Source organism: Achromobacter sp. EG18 (assembly GCF_059759395.1).
Genome location: NZ_CM186213.1, coordinates 374,869 through 399,442, shown reverse-complemented (window position 1 = coordinate 399,442; position 24,574 = coordinate 374,869). Strand labels below are relative to the sequence as shown.

The 24,574-nt window shown below is 67.6% G+C and carries 28 protein-coding genes; 20 read left to right on the top strand and 8 right to left on the bottom strand.

The genetic code is table 11. The features are described 5' to 3' along the window. Positions 1 to 4 precede the first annotated feature (4 nt). Both torC and AC6CR5_RS01945 read right to left on the bottom strand, forming a co-directional pair. Positions 5 to 1,225 (bottom strand): pentaheme c-type cytochrome TorC, encoded by a 1,221-nt coding sequence (torC, locus tag AC6CR5_RS01950; RefSeq protein WP_006384800.1) that lies wholly within the window; start codon positions 1,223 to 1,225, stop codon positions 5 to 7. Positions 1,226 to 1,263: 38 nt separating this feature from the next. After that, positions 1,264 to 1,428, bottom strand: a complete 165-nt coding sequence (locus AC6CR5_RS01945; protein WP_006384801.1) for a periplasmic nitrate reductase, NapE protein — start codon at positions 1,426 to 1,428, stop codon at positions 1,264 to 1,266. A gap of 412 nt (positions 1,429 to 1,840) precedes the next feature. Here AC6CR5_RS01945 and ccmA point away from each other — a divergent pair, with 412 nt between their 5' ends. The 9 genes from ccmA to ccmI are packed head-to-tail and all read left to right on the top strand — an operon-like array spanning position 1,841 to position 8,599. After that, on the top strand, positions 1,841 to 2,467 hold the full coding sequence (gene ccmA / locus AC6CR5_RS01940) for a cytochrome c biogenesis heme-transporting ATPase CcmA (protein WP_006384802.1): 627 nt from the start codon (positions 1,841 to 1,843) through the stop codon (positions 2,465 to 2,467). Further along, entirely contained in the window at positions 2,464 to 3,144 is a 681-nt protein-coding gene (gene ccmB, locus AC6CR5_RS01935) for a heme exporter protein CcmB (protein ID WP_173001018.1), read from the top strand. The genes ccmA and ccmB overlap by 4 nt, the downstream gene beginning before the upstream one ends. Positions 3,145 to 3,155: 11 nt before the next feature. Beyond that, positions 3,156 to 3,938 carry a heme ABC transporter permease CcmC gene (gene ccmC, locus AC6CR5_RS01930; protein ID WP_076468908.1) on the top strand — a complete coding sequence of 261 codons (783 nt, stop codon included), beginning with the start codon at positions 3,156 to 3,158 and terminating at the stop codon, positions 3,936 to 3,938. After that, entirely contained in the window at positions 3,935 to 4,147 is a 213-nt protein-coding gene (ccmD, locus tag AC6CR5_RS01925) for a heme exporter protein CcmD (protein ID WP_082401475.1), read from the top strand. The genes ccmC and ccmD overlap by 4 nt, the downstream gene beginning before the upstream one ends. Then, entirely contained in the window at positions 4,144 to 4,593 is a 450-nt protein-coding gene (gene ccmE / locus AC6CR5_RS01920; protein WP_269877748.1) for a cytochrome c maturation protein CcmE, read from the top strand. Before ccmD ends, ccmE begins: the two co-directional genes overlap by 4 nt. Then, the gene (locus AC6CR5_RS01915) at positions 4,590 to 6,578 is read left to right on the top strand and encodes a heme lyase CcmF/NrfE family subunit (RefSeq protein ID WP_498085239.1); all 1,989 of its coding nucleotides are present in this window, start codon (positions 4,590 to 4,592) and stop codon (positions 6,576 to 6,578) included. The genes ccmE and AC6CR5_RS01915 overlap by 4 nt, the downstream gene beginning before the upstream one ends. Then, positions 6,575 to 7,108, top strand: coding sequence for a DsbE family thiol:disulfide interchange protein (locus AC6CR5_RS01910; RefSeq protein WP_498085238.1), 534 nt, complete (start codon positions 6,575 to 6,577; stop codon positions 7,106 to 7,108). The genes AC6CR5_RS01915 and AC6CR5_RS01910 overlap by 4 nt, the downstream gene beginning before the upstream one ends. Continuing rightward, positions 7,098 to 7,661: a cytochrome c-type biogenesis protein gene (locus AC6CR5_RS01905; protein ID WP_107316508.1), complete on the top strand. Its 564-nt coding sequence runs from the start codon at positions 7,098 to 7,100 to the stop codon at positions 7,659 to 7,661. The genes AC6CR5_RS01910 and AC6CR5_RS01905 overlap by 11 nt, the downstream gene beginning before the upstream one ends. Next, positions 7,658 to 8,599, top strand: coding sequence for a c-type cytochrome biogenesis protein CcmI (gene ccmI, locus AC6CR5_RS01900; protein WP_464089824.1), 942 nt, complete (start codon positions 7,658 to 7,660; stop codon positions 8,597 to 8,599). The genes AC6CR5_RS01905 and ccmI overlap by 4 nt, the downstream gene beginning before the upstream one ends. Positions 8,600 to 8,719: 120 nt before the next feature. On the opposite strand, the gene AC6CR5_RS01895 is transcribed toward ccmI, so the two are convergent. Beyond that, the gene (locus AC6CR5_RS01895; RefSeq protein ID WP_346507504.1) at positions 8,720 to 9,262 is read right to left on the bottom strand and encodes a DNA-deoxyinosine glycosylase; all 543 of its coding nucleotides are present in this window, start codon (positions 9,260 to 9,262) and stop codon (positions 8,720 to 8,722) included. 249 nt (positions 9,263 to 9,511) lie between these two features. On the opposite strand from AC6CR5_RS01895, the gene AC6CR5_RS01890 reads away from it, so the two are divergent. The 4 genes from AC6CR5_RS01890 to AC6CR5_RS01875 all read left to right on the top strand — a co-directional run bounded on the left by AC6CR5_RS01890 (position 9,512) and on the right by AC6CR5_RS01875 (position 14,854). Then, on the top strand, positions 9,512 to 10,375 hold the full coding sequence (locus tag AC6CR5_RS01890; RefSeq protein WP_006384111.1) for a pirin family protein: 864 nt from the start codon (positions 9,512 to 9,514) through the stop codon (positions 10,373 to 10,375). A 312-nt stretch (positions 10,376 to 10,687) separates the two neighbouring features. Then, a complete protein-coding gene (locus tag AC6CR5_RS01885; protein ID WP_054446794.1) occupies positions 10,688 to 11,236 on the top strand; it encodes a sigma-70 family RNA polymerase sigma factor in 549 nt (182 codons plus the stop codon). Positions 11,237 to 11,249: 13 nt separating this feature from the next. Beyond that, the gene (locus tag AC6CR5_RS01880; RefSeq protein ID WP_498085237.1) at positions 11,250 to 12,257 is read left to right on the top strand and encodes a FecR family protein; all 1,008 of its coding nucleotides are present in this window, start codon (positions 11,250 to 11,252) and stop codon (positions 12,255 to 12,257) included. A 101-nt stretch (positions 12,258 to 12,358) separates the two neighbouring features. After that, entirely contained in the window at positions 12,359 to 14,854 is a 2,496-nt protein-coding gene (locus tag AC6CR5_RS01875; protein WP_498085236.1) for a TonB-dependent siderophore receptor, read from the top strand. Positions 14,855 to 14,899: 45 nt separating this feature from the next. On the opposite strand, the gene AC6CR5_RS01870 is transcribed toward AC6CR5_RS01875, so the two are convergent. Both AC6CR5_RS01870 and AC6CR5_RS01865 read right to left on the bottom strand, forming a co-directional pair. Then, positions 14,900 to 15,076: a hypothetical protein gene (locus AC6CR5_RS01870; protein WP_173001015.1), complete on the bottom strand. Its 177-nt coding sequence runs from the start codon at positions 15,074 to 15,076 to the stop codon at positions 14,900 to 14,902. Between the two features lie 206 nt (positions 15,077 to 15,282). Further along, entirely contained in the window at positions 15,283 to 16,440 is a 1,158-nt protein-coding gene (locus AC6CR5_RS01865; RefSeq protein ID WP_054483692.1) for an alpha-hydroxy acid oxidase, read from the bottom strand. Positions 16,441 to 16,606: 166 nt separating this feature from the next. Here AC6CR5_RS01865 and AC6CR5_RS01860 point away from each other — a divergent pair, with 166 nt between their 5' ends. The 4 genes from AC6CR5_RS01860 (at position 16,607) to AC6CR5_RS01845 (ending at position 20,412) form a co-directional block, all read left to right on the top strand. After that, positions 16,607 to 17,506 (top strand): LysR family transcriptional regulator, encoded by a 900-nt coding sequence (locus AC6CR5_RS01860; RefSeq protein ID WP_006384100.1) that lies wholly within the window; start codon positions 16,607 to 16,609, stop codon positions 17,504 to 17,506. A gap of 130 nt (positions 17,507 to 17,636) precedes the next feature. Further along, positions 17,637 to 18,305 (top strand): RraA family protein, encoded by a 669-nt coding sequence (locus AC6CR5_RS01855; RefSeq protein ID WP_020927153.1) that lies wholly within the window; start codon positions 17,637 to 17,639, stop codon positions 18,303 to 18,305. Then, complete coding sequence (locus tag AC6CR5_RS01850) at positions 18,302 to 19,345, top strand: hydroxyacid dehydrogenase (protein ID WP_498085235.1); 1,044 nt, start codon at positions 18,302 to 18,304, stop codon at positions 19,343 to 19,345. The genes AC6CR5_RS01855 and AC6CR5_RS01850 overlap by 4 nt, the downstream gene beginning before the upstream one ends. Positions 19,346 to 19,422: 77 nt before the next feature. After that, a complete protein-coding gene (locus tag AC6CR5_RS01845) occupies positions 19,423 to 20,412 on the top strand; it encodes a tripartite tricarboxylate transporter substrate binding protein (RefSeq protein WP_498085234.1) in 990 nt (329 codons plus the stop codon). Between the two features lie 4 nt (positions 20,413 to 20,416). Here AC6CR5_RS01845 and AC6CR5_RS01840 read toward each other — a convergent pair whose 3' ends face one another. Then, positions 20,417 to 21,412, bottom strand: coding sequence for an SDR family oxidoreductase (locus tag AC6CR5_RS01840; protein WP_498085233.1), 996 nt, complete (start codon positions 21,410 to 21,412; stop codon positions 20,417 to 20,419). Positions 21,413 to 21,697: 285 nt separating this feature from the next. Here AC6CR5_RS01840 and AC6CR5_RS01835 point away from each other — a divergent pair, with 285 nt between their 5' ends. From AC6CR5_RS01835 to AC6CR5_RS01825, 3 genes are all read left to right on the top strand, one after another. Next, on the top strand, positions 21,698 to 22,081 hold the full coding sequence (locus AC6CR5_RS01835; protein ID WP_045953107.1) for a type II toxin-antitoxin system RelE/ParE family toxin: 384 nt from the start codon (positions 21,698 to 21,700) through the stop codon (positions 22,079 to 22,081). Then, positions 22,065 to 22,367, top strand: coding sequence for a helix-turn-helix domain-containing protein (locus AC6CR5_RS01830; protein WP_020927150.1), 303 nt, complete (start codon positions 22,065 to 22,067; stop codon positions 22,365 to 22,367). Before AC6CR5_RS01835 ends, AC6CR5_RS01830 begins: the two co-directional genes overlap by 17 nt. A 230-nt stretch (positions 22,368 to 22,597) precedes the next feature. Next, positions 22,598 to 23,665 (top strand): AraC family transcriptional regulator, encoded by a 1,068-nt coding sequence (locus AC6CR5_RS01825; RefSeq protein ID WP_150100221.1) that lies wholly within the window; start codon positions 22,598 to 22,600, stop codon positions 23,663 to 23,665. 94 nt (positions 23,666 to 23,759) lie between these two features. On the opposite strand, the gene AC6CR5_RS01820 is transcribed toward AC6CR5_RS01825, so the two are convergent. Together AC6CR5_RS01820 and AC6CR5_RS01815 are read right to left on the bottom strand one after the other, a co-directional pair. After that, the gene (locus tag AC6CR5_RS01820; RefSeq protein ID WP_026384670.1) at positions 23,760 to 24,182 is read right to left on the bottom strand and encodes a hypothetical protein; all 423 of its coding nucleotides are present in this window, start codon (positions 24,180 to 24,182) and stop codon (positions 23,760 to 23,762) included. Between the two features lie 13 nt (positions 24,183 to 24,195). After that, entirely contained in the window at positions 24,196 to 24,570 is a 375-nt protein-coding gene (locus AC6CR5_RS01815; protein ID WP_026384669.1) for a glutaredoxin family protein, read from the bottom strand. Positions 24,571 to 24,574: the final 4 nt, after the last annotated feature.

Here is a 24,574-nt window from a genome sequence, read left to right as displayed (position 1 = left end):
TTTCTCAGTGGGCCGCGGCCACACTGTCCTTTGCAGCAAAATCGGAGGAATGCAGTTGCAGGTATTTCAGGACCAGCTTGGCGGTCTGGTCGTCCATGTTGGTGAAGCCGACCATGCCGCCGAACAGCCCGGGCCATTGGTTGGCGTCGTGCGAGGCCTCGTTCGGCTGGCGGTGGCAGACGCTGCAGCTCTGCGAATAGCTCTTCCTGGCCGCCGTCCAGATCGGCGCGACGTCAGCCACCAGGCCGCCGCCGCGCAGCCAGACCGTGGCGGCGATCTTCTGCCATTGCAGGCCGGTCACATCGTCGATCCGGCTTTCGATGACATGGACCACGCCGTCGTCGCGCGACACCTCCTGGCTCAGCACGGCGCTGGTGATGTTCAGGCCGAACTGGCCGTACAGCACCCGGGCGTAACCCTTGTTCTTCCTCCAGAGTTGCAATTCGACCTGCACCGCGTCCTTTTTCTTCTGCAGCACCTTCACGCCGGTGGCGATCTCGATGGCGCCGATCTCGCGGTCCAGGCCCTCGTCCGCGTAGATCGGCTGCGGCATGACGCTGTAGTACTCGCGGCCGGCGTCGATGGCCGCGCCGCGTGCGTCGGCCGTGAGCGCCGCCAGCGCCGGGTTGCCCTGTGACTTGACCTCGGGCAATCGGTGCGCGATGCCCTTGTGGCAGTCGACGCAACTGGCATTGCGCTCGGCCGCGCCGTGCATCGTGGTCTGCGAGGTCACCCGCATCTTGTCGAAATCCATGCTGGCGTAATCGTGGCAGTTGCGGCATTCCTTGGAATTGTTGGCCTTGAAGCGGGCCCACTCGCGCGTGGCCAGCACGATGCGGTGTTCCTGGAATTTCTCGGGCGTGCCGATCGTGCCCATCAGGTGTCCCAGCACTTCGCGCGAGGCCTGCATCTTGCGCGCGACCTTCGAGGTGAAGTCATGCGGCACGTGGCAGTCCGGACAGTGGGCGCGCACGCCCGAACGGTTTTTCCAATGCACGCTCTGCTGCAGTTCCGGCAGCACGGTGTCGCGCATCGAGTGGCAGGAAATACAGAACGCCTCGGTGTTGGTGGCGTTCATGCCGGTGTTGAACAGCGCCAGGAACGTGACGCCGCCCAGGAACCCGCCGATGACCAGCACGCCCAGGCCGATGCGGGTGGCGGGGCGCAGCAACAGCGCGCCCATCCATTGGATGATGGATTTGGCGATCTTGAAGGGATTTTTCATGTCGGTGGCTCAGGCTGCGTTTTTCTCGGACGGCGCATTCATGTCGGCGGCCCCCAGAACAGGATTTGACCGAACCAGACGATGAATCCGTACACGCAGATCATCAGAAACGCCACGACGGGACACGCTACAAAGGCCAGCGACAGGAACTTTGCCCACTCGGCCCCACCACCATTGCTGCTGTGCTTGGGTTTGCTTTTCACGGAGTACAACTATTTGGATATGAACGGCTACTACGTCGAACCGCGCCGCGGCACAAGCAAGGCCGGCGGTCCCCGCGAGGGCCGTTGGCGGTTCGATGCCTTTTCATGATCGACGCTCGGCCGGCCCCCGCATGTTGATCTCCGTCAAGCGCCGCGGGTCACACACGCCATCGCGCCCATTACTCAGACCGATCTGAAGCCACGGCCCGCCAGCGCTCGAAAACGCATACGGTCGCGTGGCGATCGGCGCCATGATGCGGCCAACGGTAAACGCGTCCGACATAAATCCAAATGCGCCACGGCCACGCAAAACCGCGGCCTGGATTCATTAATATCCCATCCCGTTGTCGGCTTCGCGCCGCCCTTGATGCAGCGGGGATTGTTGTCATGAGTATCTGGATGGGCGCCGGCCATGCTTGAAGCGGAAGGGCTCACCTGTTCGAAAGGAACCCGTCTGCTGTTCGAAGACGTGTCGTTCCAGCTGCGCGCCGGGCAATTGCTGCGCGTGACCGCGCCCAACGGCCATGGCAAGACCAGCCTGCTGCGCATCCTGTGCGGCCTGGCGCGCGCCGACGCCGGCACGGTGTGCTGGCGCGGGGCCGACATCCACCGCCTGGGGCCGGCCTACCGCCAGCACCTGCTCTACCTGGGCCATGCCGACGCCCTCGCCGATTCCCTCACCCCCCTCGAGAACCTGCGCTTCCTGTGCCAGGCCCAGGCCGATGCCGTCAGCACGGCAGCCTGTCGCGACGCCCTCTGCCGGATGGACCTGGCGGCGCTGCTGGACCTGCCGGCGCGTGTGCTGTCACGCGGCCAGCGGCGCCGCGTGATGCTGGCGCGGCTGTCGCTGCGCCCGGCGCGGCCGCTGTGGATCCTGGACGAACCCTTCAACCTGCTCGACGCGGCCACGGTGGCGGCGCTGACACGGACGCTGGCAAGCCATTGCGACAACGGCGGACGCGTCCTGCTGACCACGCACCAGGAGGTTGCCTTCGACCGGCCGGTGCGCACCCTCGACCTTGGCCCGCACACGCCATGACGTGGCAGGACAGCCCCTTCTTCGCCGTCCTGCGGCGCGACCTGCTGCTGCTTGGCCGCGGCCGGGCCGACGCCATTGTCTCGCTGCTTTTCTTCGTGCTGGTCGCCTGCCTGTTCCCGCTGGGCGTGGGCGCCGATGCGTCCTTGCTGCGCGCGCTCGGACCCGGCGTTCTATGGGTCGCCGCGCTGCTCGCCACGCTGCTGTCGCAGCATCGACTGTTCGCGCAGGACCACGCCGACGGCACGCTCGAACAACTGCTGCTTTCGCCGGGCGCCGCCACGCTCTGGGTGCTGGCCAAGATCACGGCGCACTGGATCGGAACCGGTCTGCCTTTGGTGACCGTGGCGCCCCTCATGGGCCTGCTGTTTGACCTGGGTCAGTGTTCGCGCCTGACCCTGTCGCTATCTTTCGCGCTGGGAACGCCGGTACTGGCCCTGGTCGGCGCGATCGGCGCCGCGCTGGCCCTCGGGATGCGCGGCGGCGGCGTGCTGCAGGCCCTGTTGCTGCTGCCCTGGTTCGTGCCGGTGCTGATCTTCGGCGCGGGCTCCGTGTCCGCCTGCGCCACGGGCCAGCCGCCCACGACCGCGTTCCTGCTGCTTGGCGGCGCGCTGCTGGCGGCGCTGGCGCTGGCCCCGCCCGCCTGTGTCCTGGCGCTGCGCTTCGCCGTCGAAGAATGAAGATGCCTTCCATGCCCACTCCCCCCGCCCGCCACGCCACCCGCCTGCTGCGGTTCGCCGCGCCGCAAGCCTTCTATCCGCTGGCGGGCAGGCTGGTTCCCTGGTGCGCCGGAATCGCGATCGTGCTTGGCGCCTGCGCCCTGGCGATCGGCTTTTTCGTCGCGCCCACCGACGCCACGCAGGGCGAGGTCTACCGCATCATTTTCATCCACGTCGCGGCCGCGTGGATGTCGCTGTTCATCTATCTTCTGATGGCGTTCTGGTCCGCGCTCGGCCTGGTCCTGCGCACCCGCCTGTCGTTCATCATGGCGCGCGCGCTGGCTCCCACCGGCGCGCTGTTCTGCTTCGTCGCGCTCTGGAGCGGCGCGCTGTGGGGCCGGCCCACCTGGGGCGCCTGGTGGGTCTGGGACGCGCGGCTCACCTCGCAACTGATCCTGGGGTTCCTGTACCTGGGTTACCTGGCGCTGACCGCCCTGACCGTCGATCCCCATCGTGGCGACCGCGCCGGGGCGCTGGTGGCGCTGGTGGGCGCCATCAACGTCCCCATCATCTATTTCTCGGTGTCATGGTGGAGCACGCTGCACCAGGGCGCTTCGGTCAGCCTGACGCGCGCGCCGTCCATGGCGGCGACCATGCTGGCCGCCATGCTGTTGATGGCGCTGGCCGCCTGGGCCTACACCGCCGCCGTCGCGCTGGCGCGCGCGCGCGTCATGGTGCTGGAACGGGAATGGCCGGCCGGCTGGGTGCGCGACCTGGCGCGCCGCGAGGCCGCATCGCGCAAGGAGCCGGCATGATGCACTGGGAATCCTGGGCCGCGTTCTGGCACATGGGCGGGCGCGCCGGCTACGTCTGGGGCAGCTATGGCGCGCTGGCCCTGCTGGTGCTGGCCGAATGCGCGTCGCTGGCGCGGCGGCGCCGCCGCGCGCTGCGACGCCTGGCCGCGCTCGATCGCGCCAGTCGCCCGGCGTCCAGGCGGCAACGGCGGGACGCGGAACCGGCATGACGACACCCCGCCGCCGGCGCCTGCTCCTGCTGCTCTGTGCGGTCGCGCTGCTGAGCGCGGCGGCCGCCCTGATTCTGACGGCCATGCGCCAGAACCTGGTGTTCTTCCACACGCCCAGCGAAATCGCGCGCGGCGAGGCGCCGCGACAGCGGCTGTTCCGCGTCGGCGGCATGGTGCTGGCCGGCTCGCTGCAACGCGAGGCCGACGGCCTGGGCATGCGCTTCATCGTCACCGACACCGCCCACGAGGTGCCCGTGGTGTATCGCGGCGCCCTGCCCGACCTGTTCCGCGAAGGCACGGGCGTGGTGGCCCAGGGCACGCTGGACGCCGACGGCGTGTTCACCGCCACCAGCGTGCTGGCCCGCCATGACGAGAACTACACGCCGATCGAAGCGCGCGAAGCCATCGAGCGCGCCCACGATGCCGGCAGGACGGTACAGCCATGATCGCCGAGGTCGGCCACTTTTCCCTGATGCTCGGCTTCGCGCTGGCGCTGGCGCAGGCCATCGTGCCGCTGTATGGCGCCTGGCGCGGCCGCGCGGCGCTGATGGCGGTCGGCCGCGCTGCCGCGCGCGGGCAACTGCTGTTCGTGCTGTTGTCATACGCCTGCCTGCACCTGCTGTTCATCGCCAATGATTTCTCCGTGCGGCTGGTGGCGGACAACAGCCACACCCGCACGCCGCTGATCTACCGCATCACCGCGGTCTGGGGCAACCACGAGGGCTCCATGCTGCTGTGGATCGTCTCGCTGTCGCTCTGGGCGGCGGCGGTGACGCGCTGGAGCCGCGGGCTGCCAGAGGCCTTCACGGCGCGGGTCCTGGGCGTGCTGGGCACGGTCAGCGCGGGATTCACCGCCTTCACGCTGCTGACCTCCAACCCCTTTTCCCGCCTGTTGCCAGCGGCGCCGGAAGGCCGCGACCTCAACCCGCTGTTGCAGGACCCCGGCATGATCATCCACCCGCCCTTGCTGTACCTGGGCTACGTGGGCTTCAGCATCGCCTTCGCCTTCGCCATCGCGGCCCTGATGACGGGGCGCCTGGACGCCGCCTGGGCGCGCTGGTCGCGGCCCTGGACCGTGGCCGCGTGGGTCCTGCTGACCGCCGGCATCGCGGTGGGATCGAGCTGGGCCTATTACGAGCTGGGCTGGGGCGGCTGGTGGTTCTGGGATCCGGTCGAGAACGCCTCGTTCATGCCGTGGCTGCTGGGCACCGCGCTGATCCATTCGCTGGCCGTGACGGAAAAGCGCGGCGCGTTCCGCGGCTGGACCGTGCTGCTGGCGATCGGCACCTTCTCGCTGTCGCTGCTGGGCACGTTCCTGGTGCGGTCCGGCGTCGTCACCTCGGTACATGCCTTCGCCACCGACCCGGCGCGCGGCCTGTTCATCCTGTGCCTGCTGGCGGCGGTGGTCGGCGCATCGCTGCTGCTGTACGCCTGGCGCGCGCCGCGGCTGCAGGGTGGCGGCCGCTTCGAGCTCGTGTCGCGCGACGCCGCCTTGCTGGCCAACAACGCGCTGCTGTCGGTGGCCTGCGCGGCGGTCCTGCTCGGCACCCTGTATCCGTTATTGCTCGACGCCCTGGGCCTCGGCAAGATTTCGGTCGGCCCGCCCTACTTCGACACCACCTTCGTGCCGTTGATGACGCCAGTGCTCATCCTGCTGGTGCCCGGCGCCCTGGCGCGCTGGAAGGCCGACACCTGGCAACGGCTGGCGCGCCGCCTGCGGCCGGCCACGCTCGCCAGCGTGCTGCTGGGCCCGGCGCTGGGCTACGGGCTCGGACACTTCACCTGGCGCACCTGCCTGGGCCTGTCGCTGGCGGCCTGGATCGTGCTGGGCAGCCTGCAATTGCTGGGCGAGCGCCTGCGCGGCGGCCGGGCCGGCATCGCCACCCGCCTGCGCGGCATTCCCGGAAGCTGGTGGGGCATGTGGCTGGCCCATCTCGGCCTGGGCGTGTTCATCATCGGCGTCACCATGGTCAACAGCTTCCAGTCGCAACTGGACGTGCGCATGCTGCCCGGCCAGACCGCCCGCCTGGCCGGGTACACCTTCACCTTCGGCGGCGTGGAGCAGGTCGCCGGTCCCAACTGGATCGCCGCGCGCGCCACCCTCGATGTCGCGCGCGGCGGCAAGTACGTCGCCACGCTGCGACCCGAGACCCGCCGCTACGTGGCGCAAGCAATGCCGATGACGCAGTCGGCCATTGACGTCGGTCCCTTGCGCGACCTCTACACCGCCCTGGGCGAAGGCCTGCCCGACGGCAGCTGGATCGTGAACCTGTTCCACAAACCGTTCATCAGCTGGATCTGGGCCGGCTGCGCGTTGATGATGCTGGGAGGCCTGGCCGCCGCCGGCGACCGCCGTTATCGCAAGCAGGCGTCGCGGCGCGACGCCGCGCCCCCGCAACACACCCGGCGACCGCACAGCGAACAGCCATGAAACTCCGATCCCTCCTGCCCCTGCTGTTGTTCATCGGCCTGACGGCCCTGCTCGCCATCGGCCTGGGGCTGGACCCGCGCGAGCTGCCCTCGCCCTTGCTGCGTCGGCCCGCGCCGCCTTTCACGCTGGCGCGGCTGGACGCGCCCGGAAGCCAGTTCGGGCTGGACGACATGCGCGGCCAGGTCTGGCTGCTCAACGTCTGGGCCAGCTGGTGCGTCGCCTGCCGCGCCGAACACCCCGTGCTGCTGCGCGCCGCCCGCGAAGGCCGCATCGCCATCGTCGGGCTGGACTACAAGGACGAAGACAGCGCCGCCCGCGAATGGCTGGCGCGCCTGGGCGACCCCTACACCGCCACGGTGGTCGACCCCGGCGGCAAACTCGGCATCGACTATGGCGTGTACGGCGTGCCCGAGACCTTTCTCATCGACGCCCAAGGCGTGATCCGCTACAAGCACGTCGGGCCGGTCACGCAGGACGTGCTCGACAACATCCTGATCCCCCGGGCGCGGGAGGCGCTGAATGAACCCTGACATCCTCCGCGCGCCCCGCCCCGCGCCCCGGCGCGCCGCCTTGGCCGCCGGCTTGCGCGCGGCCTGCGGCGGCGTCGCGCTGGCGCTGGCCATCGCGGCCCGCGCCACGGCCGGCGAGGCGCCCGCCGCCGCGCCCGACCCGGCCCTGGAAGCGCACGTCCAGGCCTTCACGCGCGACCTGCGCTGCCTGGTGTGCCAGAACGAATCGCTGGCGGACTCGCGCGCGCCGCTGGCACGCGACCTGCGCGACGAAGTGCGCCGCCTGTTCCAGGCGGGCCAGGACGACGCCCAGGTGCGCCAGTTCCTGGTGTCGCGGTATGGCGACTACGTGCTCTATCGCCCCCCGCTGAAAACCCGCACCGCGCTGCTCTGGATCGGGCCCGGCGTGCTGCTTGCCGGCGCCATGGGCGGCCTGCTGTGGCGCTTGCGACGCCATGCCCGCACGCCGGAGCCACCTCTGCCTGCGCCGCAAGCGCAAGCGGCCCGGGCCCTGTTGGCCGCCCCCTCGGAAGACGCCGGTCCGTCCGCTGCCGGCGGGGAGCGCGCTCCGTGACCCTGTTCTGGCTCCTCGCGGCCGGCATGGTCGCCGTCGCCCTGCTGTTCGTGCTGCCGCCCCTGCTGGCGCCGGGGGCCACCGGCCGCCGCGACGGCCCGCCCCAGGCGCAGGCATCCCTGGCGGTATTGCGCGAACAACTGGCGCAATTGCAGGCCGACCAGGCCTGCGGGCGCATCGCCCCGGACCAGTATGCCCAGGCGCTCGCGGAGATCGAACGGCGCGCCCTGCGCGAAGGCTGCGCAGCGCCGGATCCCCTGGATACCCGGCCCGCGCCGCGCTGGGCCCTGGCCGTGGCCCTGGGACTGGGCGCGATCAGCGTCGGCCTGTATGCCGTGCTTGGCACGCCGTCGGCCCTGGCGCCGGCGCACGCCAGCCTGGACGCGGCGATCCCCGCCAGCGCCGGCCACGACGCCAACGATCCCATGGCCGACCGGCTGGCCGGCTTGATCCAACACCTGCAAGCCCATCCGGACGACGCCGCGGCCTGGACGACATTGGCCCACACCTACGCAACGCTGGGAGATTTCGCCGACGGCGCGGCAACCTGGGCGCGCATCGGCGCCCGGGCGCCGCAAGATCCCGGCGTATTGGCGGAGTGGGCCGACCTCCTGGCCACGGCGGCGGACGGCGATTTTTCCGGCGAACCCGACCGCCTGATCGCCCTGCTGCTGACGCTCGCGCCCGACGACGTGAAAGGCCTGGCCCTGGCCGGCACCAGCGCATTTTTCCGGGGCGACTTCCAGCAGGCCATTGACGACTGGGAGCGCCTGCTGCCCCTGGTCGACCCCGACGGTCCCGTCCACGAGCAGGTCCAGGCCAGCCTGGCGCAGGCCCGCCGGGCGGCCGGTCTTGCGGCGGCGTCCGGCGCCGCAGGCGCCGCCTTCCTGCCAGCCCCCCCGATCGTAGGCGCTGAAGGTCGCGGCCGGCAGGACTGACCGGCCGCCTCGCGCACGGCCAAGCCCCGCTCGTATTCCGCTTTTCACATTCCGCTTTCCGCGCTTCGTCTCCGGCCGCATGTCGCGGCACCCGCGCCGCCAACGCCCCAACGCGCAGGCTCAGGCCGGCATCGTCAACGCCTCGCGCCAGGCGGCCAGTTTCTTCTCGAACGATGCGGCCGCGTGGGCCGGGCTGGTGGATGGCAGGTCGATATATTGCAACGGCCGCTGCGGCAGGCGCGGCAGCACATGGCGGCGGTAGAGGCTGGCCGCCTTGGCGCCGTTGAAGCAGACCCGCACCAGGCGTGGATGGGCCCCAAGGAACGCCGCGAAGTCGTTGGGCACCAGGGTGTCGACACGGATGTCCGCATCCAGGCTGCCCGGCCGTTCGCAGGCCTGCAGCACGTCCCAGAGCGCGACGCCGGCGGATCGCAGCGCTTGCAGGCGCCGCGCGTAATCGGCGGCGGGATCGAAGCCGAGCACCTGGGCCGCGATGGGCCAGAAGGCGTTGCGCGGGTGGGCGTAGTAGCGTGCCTGCCGCAGCGACGCCACGCCGGGCATGGAGCCCAGCACCAGGATGCGGGCGTCGGCGGCGGCCACCGGGGCGAAGCCCTGGACTTGGGGAGATCGGTCAGCCACGGCTGTGTCGGCTTGTCGTTGCATGGCGCAAGAATACCCGGGTTTACAGGCCCTTCGTCGCGGGTCGCGCCGGCCGCGGGCACCGCGCCAAGCCCGGAATTCCTCCCCCCGCCCTCGCTGCACTGGCAACGCTGGCCCGCCTTGGGGCCGTCAGCGTCCTATTGCTGGAACGGTGCTTATCAATGGAGGGGACTACCGCAACCGCCGTCCCGCCCTTATCTTGATAGGTATGACGAACGGCCCCGCAGGGGCCGCGCAACAGGAATGACGATCATGAAGAAGATTCTGGGTGTGCATGCCAGTCCCCGTCCCCACTGGGTGGGCGACGGCTTTCCGGTGCGCTCGATGTTCTCGTACAACGACAAGGGCAAGAACGTCAGCCCGTTCCTGCTCCTGGACTACGCCGGCCCGGCGCAATTCACGCCGGCCACGCAACCGCGCGGCGTCGGCCAGCATCCGCACCGCGGCTTCGAAACCGTGACCATCGTCTACAGCGGCGAGGTCGAGCACCGTGACTCCACCGGCAACGGCGGCGTCATCGGGCCCGGCGACGTCCAGTGGATGACGGCCGCCTCGGGCATCCTGCATGAAGAGTTCCACTCCCCCGCGTTCACCCGCAAGGGCGGCGAGCTGGAGATGGTGCAGCTGTGGGTCAACCTGCCGGCCAAGGACAAGAAGGCCCCGGCCGGCTACCAGAGCCTGCTGAACGCGGATATCCCGGTCGTGTCGTTGCCCGACGATGCCGGCTCGCTGCGCGTCATCGCCGGCAGCTATGGCGGCCAGACCGGCCCGGCGCGCACCTTCACGCCGATCGACGTGTGGGACGTGCGCCTGTCCGCGGGCAAGGCCACGACCTTCGCGATCCCGGCGGGCCGCAACAGCATGCTGGTGATGCTGCGCGGCACGGTGCTGGTCAACGGCGAAGCCGTGGCGCGCGACGCGCAGCTGACGCTGTTCTCGCAGGACGGCGACGAGATCACGGTCGAAGCCAACAACGACGCCGTGTTCCTGGTGCTGAGCGGCGAGCCGATCGACGAGCCGGTGGTGGGGTACGGGCCGTTCGTGATGAACTCCCAAGCGGAGATCGTCGAGGCGATCCAGGACTTCAACGCCGGCAAGTACGGGCAGATGCATTGAAGGGTGGGGACCGGCGTCGACGCGCCGGTCCTGAATGGAGCCGCGTTTCCTGTTGGGGAAACGCGGCTTTTTCTCTTTGATCGGCTGGGAGTGCGAGGGGCTCATTGCGACCCGCGGCGGAAGTTCTCGGATTTCGATAGAGACCGAAAATAGTTGCCTGCCGCAGGCCGGATTCTGGTGGCAGCCACATTGACAACGCTGTGAAATTTCTGTTATTAATAATAGTTCTTATTTGCTTTTCTACTGGCCGGCGCGCATCGCCTGTGCGCCCGCCCCCGGCGTAGGGCCTAGGCGCCGGACAAGCGCTGGACCATGACATCCCAGGCATATCCCTCCCCTCCATCGATCGAACGGCTCTACCTGGACCACCACCCGTGGCTCAGAGGTTGGCTTTATCGCAGGCTGGGCAATACAGCCGAGGCGGCCGATCTCGCGCATGACGCCTTCCTGCGTCTCATCCGTAAACCTCTTGTCAGCCGCTTCGGCAGCCCGGGCGAGGCGCGCGCCTACCTGCGCACGACCGCTCAGAATCTTTGCATCAACCTTTGGCATCGGCAGGAAATTGAGCGTGCCTGGCTGCAAACCCTGGCCACATATCCTCAGGCCAGCTATCCCTCGGCCGAGCGGCAGGCCATGGTGTTGGAGGCGCTGCACGAGGTCGGCTCCATGCTGCGCGCCTTGCCCCCGAAAGCCGCCCAAGCGTTTGTGCTCGCCGAGGCTTGCCAGATGACCGATGACGAGGTGGCTGCCAGGCTCGGCGTGTCCAGCCGCATGGTGCGCAAATACGTGGCCCAGGCGATGCTGGGCTGCTTGCGGTTGCGCGCGCGAGAGACCGCGCGCGCACTGACTGAAGAACCCTGAGCCAGCACCAAGCGTGGAACCCTCTGAAGCAACGTTGGAGCAGGCAGCGCAATGGTATGCCTTGTTGCGATCCGGTCACGCGAGCGACCCGCAACGCTCGCAGTGGCGGGAATGGCTACAAGCCTGCGATGAGCACCGCGTGGCCTGGCGCTACGTAGAAGACATCAGCCATCGCTTTACGGCGTTGCAACAGACGCCCCATCCGCTGCAAACGTCGGAAAGTCTCATGCGGGCGGACCAGCGAGTGCGCCAGCGTCGACGCATGCTGGTCGGTTTGGCAGCGGTGGCGGGCACCGGGCTGCTGGGAAGCGCGGCCTGGCACAACGCGTGGATCCCGGCCAGATTGCTGGCGTGGTCCGCCGACTATGGGGCTGGCGTCGGAATGCCACGTGAAATAGAACTCCCGGACGGTTCGCGCATCTGGCTGAACTCCGACAGCGCGTGCGATGTCGACTACAGCCCCACGCTGCGTCGTCTGGTCCTGCTGACTGGGGAATTGTTCATTGCCACCGCGGCGGACCCGGACCGTCCGTTCGTGGTGGACACCGCGCAGGGAAGGCTGCGCGCGCTTGGCACGCGTTTCAACCTGCGCCTGTCGGAGGGGCACACCCAGCTGGCCGTGTATGAAGGTGCGGTGGAAGTCACGCCGCGCGCAGGCAGAGTGACCCTCATTCGGGCGGGCGAGCAGGTCCGCTTCACGAGGGAGCGCGTTCTGTCTCCGGCACCTGCGGATCCGGCGCGGCAAGCCTGGACGCACGGCGTCTTGCTGGCGCAGGACATCAGCCTGCGCGAGGTGGTGCAGGAATTGCGCCGCCATCGCCATGGCCACCTTGCAGTGGCCGAAGAAATTGCCGACCTCAAGGTTTATGGCAGTTTCCCCGTGTGGGATACGGATCGCGCACTGGCCATGCTGACCACGGTGCTGCCGATACGCGTGCGCAAACCGCTGCCTTGGTGGACCCGCATCGAATCCCTGCCTGCGACGCAGAGCGGCCCGACGCAGTTACAAGAAAGTCGGTAAAGAGGGTTCCGGATTTGGGCCTGCCAGCGGTTTTGACAGGTTGAGAAGGGCGCGCTGGGCGCCCAGCGTTCATCAACCTGTTCACAAGGAATCCTGCCTCCATGTTCCGCTATCGCTTGCCCGCGGCCGCCGCTGCGCCTGGCCGCGCCTTGTCCATTACGCCCGCGACCGGCCCCGCAGCCCGCATTGCTTCGTTGCTCGTGGCGTGCGCCACCACACTCGGCGCTGCGTGGACGCCTGATGCCGCGGCGCAATCCGGCCGGGCCGGCGATCTGCGTCAAATCCAACATTACGATATCGACGCGGGTCCGCTGAGCGTCGTGCTCACGCGGTTTTCCGCGGAATCCGGCATATTTTTCGTCGGCGCGACTGCCGAGGCCGGCGCGCGCAGCAGTCCCGGGGTGCGCGGCAGCCATACGGCGCAGGAGGCGTTGCGTGTGCTATTGGAAGGCACCGGCCTGCACGCGCAGCGGCAGCCGGACGGCAGCTATTCGCTGCGTCCACAGCCCGACGCCTCGGCTGGCGTGGCGCAGCTCGCACCGGTACGGGTGGTCGGCGCGATCGACCCGACATCGGAAGGCACGGGTTCCTACGCCTCGTCCGGGGCCAGCATGTTCAAGGGGGCGCAATCGCTCAAGGACATCCCCCAGTCGGTCACGGTGATCACGCGCCAACAGATCGACGACCAGCGACTGGATTCGCTGGACGACGTGCTGGCCAGAACCCCCGGGGTGACCTTGGTAAAACGGCCGAGCGGAGGCAGCGACATCTATACGCGGGGATTCATGACCAACACTATCCAGTACGACGGTGTGCCCTTATGGCGGGCCACTTACTGGGGAAATTCTTTCTCCGCCAGCTCGGTTCACCTTGACCGCGTCGAGGTCTTGCGCGGCGCCCAGGGTCTGTTGGAAGGCACCGGCAACCCCGCGGGCGCGGTCAACCTGGTGCGCAAGCGCGGCCTTGCCGAGAACGCTTTCGCGGTGGAAATGCGTGCCGGCTCCTGGGACAACTACGGCACGCGCATTGACACCGGCGGCGCTTTGGGCGCTGAAAGCCGCGTGCGCACCCGCCTGGTCATGGACTTTGAAGACAAGGGCTCTTTCATCGATACGGTATCGGATCGCAACCTGAACCTGTATGGCGCCGTCGACGTTGACTTGACGCCCGACACCACGTTGGGTCTGGGGGTGGTCTACACCCGGTTCAAAGGCGGAAGTTCGCTGTACGGCGGCGTGCCTTTCTATGCGAATGGGCGTGCCCTGGACATCAGACGATCGACCTACCTGGGCGCGGACTGGAACACCGCCGAGCGTCGGGAAACCCAGGTTTTCGCCGATCTGGAGCATCGCTTCAATGCGGACTGGAAATTCAAGATTGGCACCGTGTACACACGCGAAAGCTGGGATGCCACGTCCATCTACGCAAGCGGCTCCCCCGTGCCCATTGGCGGCGACATGGTCGGCGGCAACGGCTACGTGTACGACTACAACGCCCGGAACATCGGCCTGGACGCCAACGTGGTCGGCAAGATCGACACGATGGGTATGACTCACGACGTGGTGTTCGGCGCCAACTACTCGAGGCAAAAGCGCGACGACAGCTACGATTTGTACAGCAGGCATGCCGCGTTCAATGTGTTCGATCCTGACCACCACGTCCCGGAGTTGAATACCACGACTCCAACCAGCTCGGCGTTCGCGAATCGCACTGCCGTGCAGAAGGGCGTCTACGGGATGCTGCGCAGCCATCTCACCAAGCGCTTCACACTCATAACCGGCGCACGGATGAGCTGGTACCGCAATGACTCCGACACGATCTACGGCGTTTCCCGATTGGAAGCGAACGGACGGGTCACGCCCTATGCAGGCATGGTTTATGCGCTTACGCCGCAATGGTCGGCCTATGCCAGCTATGCCGACATCTTCCAGCCGCAGAGCGCAACGGATGCGCAACTGAGCACGCTCAAGCCCGTCCTCGGTTCCAACTACGAAATCGGCCTCAAGGGCGGATTGCTGGACGGCAAGCTGGAGACTTCGATCGCGCTGTTTCGCATCGACCAGAAGAACCGCGCAGTCACCGACTTCGATTCCCCGCGGGTCTGCGACGGCGATTATTGCTCGCGCGCGGCCGGCAAAGTGCGCAGCGAAGGGTTGGACATGGAGATTCACGGCGAGGTGGCGCCGGGCGTGCAGATCACGGGCGGCTACACGTACAACCGGAACAAGTATCTGTCTGACGAAAAAGGTCAGGCCGGACAGCGTTTCGACTACAAAACGCCCAAGCACATCCTGCATCTCTGGGCGAACTGGCGGCTGCCGGGCGAGCTCGCACGCTGGCAACTCGGCGCTGGCGCGAGCTACTACAGTGCTCTGCACACCAGCAACTCGGCGGCGGCGCGCAACACCCTGCAAGGCGGCTACACCATATGGGACGGCCGCATCGCCTACCAGATCGACCAGAATTGGCAGGCAGCGCTGAACGTGAAAAACCTCTTCGACAAGCGTTACTACAGCTACATCGACGAGCAGCACCTCCATGCCAACCACTTCGGCACGCCACGCAGTTTTCTGCTGACTTTACGCGGGCAGTTCTGACTATCGAACCCGGCAAGGGCGGAGGTTGCAACAGTCTACGGAAGCTCATCCCGCTTCCGTAGGTCGCTGCGAGGCGACTGAGGTTTCCTTCTCTTTCTCCTTCGCCAGCTTCTCCTTGTCCTTTTTTGCCCCGTCGTAATGGGACTTGATGGCCAGAAACATGCCCGTGCCCAACACGAGGATCTTGAACGTACCGAAGATTACAGGGACCCAAAAATTCATCATTTCCTCAAAACGCTACGTCAGCAGCTGCAAGCGGGGGTGGGACGAGTGAGCGCCACAGGTCCTATGGACAGGTCGAATCTTACCGTCATACCCCATACACAGGGCTGAATTGTACGGCTTTTATAGCAGGCATTATTCGCATAAAAACCATACATAAGAGGAAGACATGCGTCGGACATTGCCTTAAAAAACCATACACGCGACTACCGGCTGCGTTGCAACAGGCTCTGGTTCACCTCTCGCAGGTCGACGATACCGAGCAGGCCCATGTTGCGCCGGATCTCTTCGACGATCAGCGCGATGGCATGGGCCACGCCGCGCTGGCCGGCCACCGTCGCCGCGTAGTTGAACGGACGGCCCACGAATACGCAGCGCGCGCCAAGCGCCATCGCTTTCAGCGCGTCCGTGCCTCGCCGCACGCCGCTGTCGAGCATGACGTCCATGCCGCCCGCGGCGTCCACGATGGCGGGCAAGGCATGCAAGGGAGAAACGCTGCCATCGAGCTGCCGGCCGCCATGGTTGGACACGATGACCGCGTCCATGCCGTGCGCGCGCGCGGCCCGCGCGTCGTCCGGGTGCAGGATGCCCTTCAGGACCATCCTGCCCTTCCAGGTCTTGCGTATGGCGGCCACGTGTTGCCAGTTCAGATGGCCGCGATCGGAGAAATCCCGCAGCACATTTCCGGACAGGATGGGCGCGCCGCGCGTCGCATAGTTGTTTTCGAAGTGCGGCATGCCGTGGCGGGCCAGTGTGCGCAGAAAGGTGCCGATCAACCAGCGGGGGTGCGTGACGCCCTGCCAGGCCAGGCCGACGCTGGGCCGCAGCGGCGTGGAAAAGCCCGCCCGCACGTTGTTCTCGCGGTTGGCGGCGACCGGCGTATCGACGGTCAGCACCAGCGTGTCCACCCCGGCTGCGGCGACGCGATCGATCAATGCGGCGATCTGCGCGCCGTCGCCGGGAAGGTAGGCCTGGAACCAGGTCCCGGGCGCCGCCTCCATTACGGTTTCCAGGCGGATCAGCGAAGATCCGCTCATGATGCAGGGCACGCCCGCCTCGGCCGCGGCGCGGGCCAGCATGACGTCCCCGCGATAGCTGGTCAGCGCGGCAATGCCCATGGGCGCCACGCCAACGGGCGCCGCGTACTCGCGGCCCAGCACCGTGCAGCGCGTGCTGCGGCGGGACACGTCCACCAGCACCTTGGGCCGGAACCCGTAATCGTCGTAGGCCTGCCGATTGCCGCGTTCGGACTGTCCGTCTTCCACCGCGCCCGACACATAGGCATACAGGGGCTTGGGCAGTATCCGCCGGGCGGCGGCTTCGAAGTCGTGCAGGCTGAGCATGCGGCGCAGCGGATCTGACATGATGGGATTCCTGGCGACGCCCGGCGGCCGATCCGCCGTGCAAGGGTCTTGACGGCGAAAGACTATAGGCCGGGCCGAGAGTTGAATAAAGTGACTTTATTGAAGACCCTTATTACACTTTTCGTCGCCCTCAATCGGCTCGCCGCCGGCCCGATCCTCCGCCCCCATGACGCTCAAGCAACTCGAGGCCTTTTACTGGGCCGCCACCTGCAAGAACTTTGCCATCGCCGCGAATCGGCTGAATATCTCGGTGTCGTCGTTGTCCAAGCGGATCGGCGAGCTGGAATCCTCGATCGGCGCCGCGCTGTTCAGCCGCAGCGCCCGTAGCGCGACCCTGACCGCGCTTGGCGAGCAACTGGTGCCCCATGCCAAGGACCTGCTGCGCAATGCGGACCAGTTCATGCAGCAAGCCAGCAACAACCTCAGCTACTCCGGCCGTTGCCGCTTCGGCGCCGGCGAGCTGACCGCCATGACCTGGATGGCCGGGCTGATCGACGTCATCCAGCAGGCGCACCCCAACCTCCTGGTCGAGCCCTTCGTGGGCGTGGGCGAACTGGTCGAGCGCGGGCTGGAGGAAGGCGAGCTCGACTTCGCGGTGATCGCGGGGCCCTCGTCCCGGTCTTCGCTGGCCTCGCGCGTGATTGGCAGCGCCCATTTCGAATGGGTGGTGTCGGCCAGGGCCGTGCCCGATGCGGCCTCGCTCGAAGTGGCCGACCTGCCTGGCCTGACGCTCATCACCCTGCCGCAAAGCTCCGGGGCAATCCGTATTCTCGACGACTGGCTGACCGAGCAGCGCGTATCGCCGGGCCGCAATCAATGCTGCAACAGCTGGCCCGGCATTGCCGCCATGCTGCGGCAGGGACTGGGACTGGGTTTCCTGCCCGCCGCCTGGGCCCAGGTTCTCATCCAGCGCGGCGACCTGCGGCGGCTGCCGCGCTTTCCGCCGTTGCCGCCCCTGGCCTATACCTTCCAATGGCGCCGCGACGACACGCGGCCCATGCTGGAGAGCCTGCGCTCGCACGCGCAGGCGTGCCTGGATTTCCACGCGCCCGCCGGGATGATCTAGCCCTTCCGGGCGCACAGCCCTTGCAACGCTTTCCAAAAAGCGTTGTTTTCGACATCAAATTATTCGCTTTAAACCGCCGTGAGCCCGGCGTAGAGTCGCCTCGGACAATCATCCAAGGAGACAAGACGCCATGTCGGAGTTCGGATTCACGCTGCAGGAATGTCCTGCCGGCCCCAGCCGCGAGACACTCGCGGCATATGAAGCATTGGCGGTCGCCAACATCAGCGATGCGATGAGCCGCGCGACCGGAACCTCGGCCTTGCGCCCGATGCATCGCACCCGCCGCATCCTGGGCCGCGCCTACACCGTGCGCACGCGGCCCGGCGACAACCTGATGGTTCACAAGGCGATAGATTCCGCCGAGCCGGGGGATGTGATCGTGGTCGATGCGGGCGGCGACATGAGCAACGCCATCATCGGCGAGATCATGGCGGGATGGGCCGCCAGGCGCGGGCTGGCGGGCTTCGTGATCGACGGCGCCATCCGCGACAGCGAGACGATCGGCGCCGGCGACTTTCCCGTCTACGCGCGCGGCGTCGCCCATCGCGGCCCCTACAAGGACGGCCCGGGCGCCATCAACGTGCCGGTAGCGATCGACGGCATGGTGGTGCTGCCGGGCGACCTGCTGGTGGGCGATGCCGACGGACTGCTGGCAATCCGCGCCGACGAAGCGCCCGCCATCGCGGCGCGCGTGCGCGCGATCGCCGCAGCGGAAGCCCGCGTGCTGGAGGACATCGCGCGCGGAACGCTGGATCGCGCCTGGGTCGACGCCACGCTTACGGCGCGAGGCGTGCTGTGAGCGTGGCGGCACATTCCAAACCCGCCCGGCTCTGCCGCCTGGATCTCTGGCTCGATCCGGTGTTCGACGAGATCATCGGCGGCGCGCCCGGCATCTCGCTGTCGGTGCTGCCGGCAAGGGGCGACGATGCCCGCACGCTGGCCGGCCTGAAGTCGGCCCATGCGTATCACGTTTCCGCGGCCAAGGACGAACTGCCGCGGCAATGGTTCGTCAATGCCGAACTGATCGCGCAATGCCCGGACCTGGTATGTGTTTCGTCCGGCGGCGCGGGCTACGACACCATCGACGTGGCGGCCTGCACCGCGGCGGGCATCGCCGTGGTCAACCAGGCGGGAGGCAACGCGGAGTCGGTGGCCGAGCACACGTACGCGTTGCTGCTGGCCGTGCAGCGGCGGGTGGTGGAATCCCACCATCGCCTGCGCCACGACGCCGGCTTCACGCGCGAAGATCTGATGGGCCACGAAATCCATGGCCGCGTCCTCGGCCTGGTCGGCATCGGCAAGATCGGCACCTGTGTCGCCCGCATCGCGCGCGGCTTCGGCCTGCGCGTGATCGCGCACGATCCGCTGCTGTCCGCCGACGTCATCCGCAGCCGCGGCGCGGAACCGGTGTCGCTGGACGAATTGCTGGCGCGGTCCGACGTGGTGTCGCTGCATTGCCCGCTGGACGCCTCCACGCGCGGCCTGTTCGGCGCAAAGGCCTTCGCGGCCATGAAAGGCGGAGCGGTGTTCATCACGACGGCGCGCGGCGGCATCCATGACGAAGCGGCGCTGCACGACGCGCTGCGCGCGGGGCATCTGCGCGGCGCGGGGCTGGACGTCTGGGACCAGGAGCCGCCCGAACGCGACGCGCCGCTGCTGGGCCTGTCCAACGTCGTCGCCACCTTCCATACCGCCGGCGTCACGCACGAAGCCCGGCGCAACGTCGCCCGTTCATCGGCCACGCAGCTCGCCGCGATGCTGCGTGGCGAACGCCCACCACAACTCATCAATCCGCAGGCCTGGCCGCTGGCGGCCAAACGCATCGCAAACCTGACATAACAATGCGGCGGGGCCGCCGCCCGCGCCGCAAGGCGTGGCGCAGGCCGGACCCCGCCAAAATACCAAGGAGACAACTCATGCAAAGACAAGACAAACGCTGGACGCGGCGCGCCCTTGCGGCCCTGCTGGCGGGCGCCGCCCTGTTGACCGGCGGCGCGCAAGCGGCCGGCTATCCCGAACACCCGATCAACCTGATCGTGTCGTACGGGCCGGGCGGAGGCACCGACCTGGTGGCCCGCATGATGGCGCCCTATCTGCAGAAATACCTGGGCGGCGATGCCCGCATCGTCGTGCTGAACCGCCCAGGCGCGGGCGGCGCGATTGGATTCTCGGAGCTGGCCCGGGCCCAGCCCGACGGCTACACCATCGGCTTCATCAACACGCCGAACCTGTTGACGATCCCCATCGAGCGCAAGACCAGTTTCACCTGGCGCAGCTTCGATCTGCTGGGCAACCTGATCGATGATCCCGGCGCATTCTCGGTGCTGAACGACAACCCGATCAAGACCCTGGCCGACCTGTCCGCCTACGCCAAGAAGAACCCGGGCAAGGTGACGGTAGGCACCACGGGCACGGGCTCCGATGACCACCTGGCCATGCTGCGCTTTGAGCGGGTGTCCGGCAGCAAACTCAGCCACATCCCCTACAAGGGAGCCGGGGAGGTACGCGGCGCGCTGGCGAGCGGCGAGATCACCATCGGCGCCATCAACGTGGGCGAAGCGCTGCAATACCAGAAAGGCGGAACGCCGCTGCGCATGCTGGGCCAGATGGGCAAGACGCGGTCGGCGGCGCTGCCGGACGTGCCCACCTTCAAGGAACAGGGCTTCGATTTCGAGCTAGCATCGCTGCGCGGCTTGGCCGCGCCCAAGGGCCTGCCCGACGATGTGCGCGCCAAGCTCGTCTCGGCCGTGAAGCGCACGGTGGACGATCCGGAGTTCCAGGCCAAGACCAGGGACATGTTCGCTCCGCTGCGCTATCTGCCGCCCCCGGAGTACGCCAAGGAACTGGCGGCCGGCGAAGCGGAGTTCCAGGCGCTCTGGAAGGAAGCGCCGTGGCTGGATAAGTAGCGGATCAGCGGCGGCCGCGCAGCACGCATGCCAGTGCGCCGCCCGCCAGCGCCAGCACGGCCAGCGTCGTCGCCTGCGGATGCATCGCGGTGCAGGAATAAGCGCTGAACCTGCGTCCGGGGCGCCGCACCGCCGCATGTGCTCCGCCGGCGTCGTACAGCGAATCCTGCCCCATTTCCTCGTAGGTCCGCGGACCTCGCTGGTGGCGAAACAGCCAACCCGCCAGGCGGTCCGCCAGCCCCGGCATGTTCTGGCCAAAGGCCGAAATCGCCCTGGCGGCGCCGCCCACGAAAAGGTCACGCACCGGCGTCTGCGCGGCATGCAGGATGGCCTCGGCCACCAGCTCGGGCGCATAGATGGGCGGAGGCAGGTCCGGCTGGGCGTCCATGTAGTTGCGCGCGTGTTCGGTGAACTTGGTGGCGATCGAGGCCGGTTTGATCAGGGTGACCGAAATTGGCGCGCCCAGTTGCCGCAGCTCCATGCGCAAGGCGTCGGTGTAGCCCTTGACCGCATGCTTTGCCGCCGAATAGGCGCCCTGCAGCGGAACCGCGCGATCGGACACTTCGCTGCCCAGATTGATGATCGCGCCACCGGTGGCCTTCATGTGTCGCACGGCTGCCAGCGAGCCATACACCACGCCCCAGTAGTCGGTGTCGAACAATTTGCGCTGGTCTTCGATCGGCACCTGCTCCAGCGTGCCGTAGATCGACACGCCGGCGTTGTTCACCCAGGTGTCCACGCGTCCGAACCGCTCGACGGCAAGCGCGAGGATGCGCTCGTGGTCTTCCTGCACGCCAACGTCGGCCACCACGGTGGCGGCGCTGCCGCCCTCCTGGGCGATGTCGCGCGCCACCTGTTCCAACGCCGCCTCCTGGCGGCCCGCCAGCACCACCTTGGCCCCCTTGGCGGCCGCCATGCGCGCGGTCACGGCGCCGATGCCGCTGCCGGCGCCCGTGATCACGATGACCTGGTCACGCAACGGTTTCAGATTCACTTTCATGCAATTCTCCCGAGCGAGGCGCCCCATGCGCCTGGCCCGCGGGAGCAGCAAGCGCAATGCCTGGGCGCTCGACCAAGGTGGACACGCTGATCCCTGTTCGCCGAACAAAACCTGTCCGTCCGCGATAAGTTCACAAGACAAATAAGCGCTCTGTGCAAACCGCCTCGCAGGGAGACCTGGAGGACATCCCTTGGTCCCGTCCTGCAACTCAGACGAAAGCCGCCAGAAAACGGAGGCATTGACAATATAAAACATACCCGTATCGGGTATAGTAGGGAGGTAGAAATGAAGCGCGTCCTGAAGCGAAAACACTTCGCCCGATGGCAAGCAAGCGAACGGTTACCCGATACTGCCCTTTGCATGGCGGTGAGGGAAATGGAAAGCGGCTTGGTCGACGCCAACCTTGGCGGCCTGCTCTACAAACAGCGAGTCGCACGTCCTGGCGGCGGAAAAAGCCATGGCTACCGTACTTTGATTTCCGCCCGAGTAGGCCACTGCTACGTATTCCTGCATGGATTTTCTAAAAACAGCCAGGAAAACATCACACAGGATGAGCAGAAGGCGCTGCGATTCGCCGGGAAGATGTTTCTCGAGCTATCGCCGGAGGCATTGTCGAAGGCGCTGGGGGCCGGCATATTGTTGGAGATTCATTGTGAGCAAGATCATTGAGTCGGTGCGTGGCGACCTGGCGGCGCTGCAGGAAGCGGGTGCCATCACCAAGGTCACCATGCGCGAGTTCGACAGCCTCTGCCCGCCCCCCGTACGGACCTTTGGCGCCGCCGACATCCGCCGGCTGCGTGAAACCTTGAATTTCAGTCAACCCGTATTCGCGCTGCACCTGCACACCACGGCCTCGACCGTGCGCAAATGGGAACAGGGCGAAACCCGCCCCACCGGCCCTGCGCTCAAGCTGCTCAACCTGATCGCCGACAAGGGACTGCAGGCCATTCTCTGAGCGCAGGCCTCGCCCGTCCGCCCCGATGACGATTTTTCGCAGTCCCCGGACAGGCGCGGCGAAAAACGGATAGTTCCACCTCCAGCGGGACGGGTTTTCCAGCAGTCCCGCCACAGGCCCGGCGCTTTACTATGAGGACCTTCATAAAGGCGCGCCGCAACCGTGCGGCCGCCAGGGGAACCGGTGGCCGCTGCCCGCCGGACATCAGGACAGAGCAAGGAATCCCGGCCATGCTGAACATGACGCAGTCCGATGCCGAGGCATCATGGCACCCCGCCGAGCCCCGCTCGGCGGGAGCGGGAATGGCCGGCGCCGCCGGCTGGCGCGCCGACACCATCCTGGCGACGCCCGCGCATCAGTTGTTCGCCTCGGGCGACCTGGACGAGGCGCGCGCCATGGTGGGCCGGGTGATGCGGCCCCACCACCTGGGGGTGGTGGGTTCGACGCAGCGCCTGAACGCGCGCATGCACCACCAGCCGCTGGGCGAGGTGTCGCTGAACCGGCTGCGCTACGGGGCGCACGTCGAGATCCGGCCGGGACCGCTGGAGGACTTCTTTCTGGTGCAGATGCCGCTGGCGGGCACCGCCCTGATCGAAAGCGGGCCGCAGCGGGTGGATTCGACGCCGGACGTGGCGTCAGTGGTGAGCCCGGACGACGACCTGGCGATGCACTGGGCCGACGACAACGACCAGTTCATGCTGCGCGTGGGCCGCTCGCTGCTGGAGCGCACGCTGGTGGGCCACCTGGGCTGTACCCTGGAGCGGCCGTTGCGCTTCCAGCTGGGGTTCCGCTGGCGCGAGTGTCCGGCCTGGCGCTGCCTGATGGCGTATTTGCTGGACTGTTCCTCGCAGCACGCCGACCTGGCCGAGCACAAGCTGATCGTGCACCAGATGGAACAGCTGGTGGCGGCGACGCTGTTGTCCACCCTGCCCCACAACTACAGCGCCACCCCGGCGGGCCGCCGCGGCGCGGTGCTGCCGCGCCACGTGCGCTGCGTGCAGGATTACCTGCAGGCGCATGCGCACGAGCCGGTCAGCGCCGAGCAGCTGGCGCGCATCGCGGGAGTCAGCGTGCGCAGCCTGTATGCCGGCTTCAAGGTATTCCTGGGAATCAGCCCCATGCACTATCTGCGCGACCTGCGCATGGAGCGGGCGCGCGCCGAGCTGGTGTCCGGCGAATGCCAGAACGTCGCCGGCGTGGCGCTGCGCTGGGGTTTTGCCCACCTGGGGCGCTTCAGCGCCAGCTACAAGGCGCGCTACGGCGAAAGCCCCAGCCAGAGCGTGCGCCGGCACGGTTGAAGCGGCAACGTCGACAAGACGGGCGGGGCCTGCCGTTCAGGCTGCCGTGGCGATGGTCCATCGCACACGGCCCCCCTGCCTTGCGCCGCGCGCATCAGCGCGGCTTCCAGGTCAGCCCGTCGGTCGAGCGGTATTCCGGGATGCCGGTGCAGCAGCCGCCAGCGCCGAACGCCTGGCGGCCAATGAACGCCTTCACGAAGCCCTTGCCCGCGGTCAGTTCCTGGCGCACGCAGCGCGTGGGCAACAGGGAAAAATCGCCCTCCAGCACCAGCGTCCAGGCGACATTGCCGCCCTCTGCCGAGTCCACCTTGTAAACCTTGCATTCATGCATGAGCAGGTGGATGGGCTTGCCCGCCAGCTCGCCCCTGAACTGGAGTTCGGGTGGCGTTTCCTGGGTGGCCAGGGTTTCGGCCGTGAACCTGGACCCGGCGGGCGGCGGCGGCGGCGACGAATCGCAGCCCGCCAGCGCGACGGCCGCGCAGACGGTCAGCAAGGCAAGGCGGGCGGCGCGTGCCAATGGCGCGGCTCCGTCAGGCCACGTTCGCGTAGCGTTGTTCAAGGTAGGCGATGATGTCGCTGGATTCGTACATCCAGCGTGTGCCTCCCGCTTCCTCGATGCGCAGGCAAGGCACCTTGACCTTGCCGCCGCCGGCCTGCAATTCGGCGCGGGCCTGGGGATCCCCCTTGGCATCGCGCAGCGCAACCGGCACGTTCAAACGATGGATGGCGCGCCGCGTCTTGACGCAGAACGGGCAGGCATGGAATTGGTAGAGCGACAGCGCGGCCGCCTCCCTATCGACGGCGGCCTGGCCTTGCGCCGAACGTTGCTGCGGGCGGGGCCGCGTAAGCGCATCGCCCAGCACAATCAGCTGGCCCAAACCGACACGCAAGGCTTTGACAATCATGGAT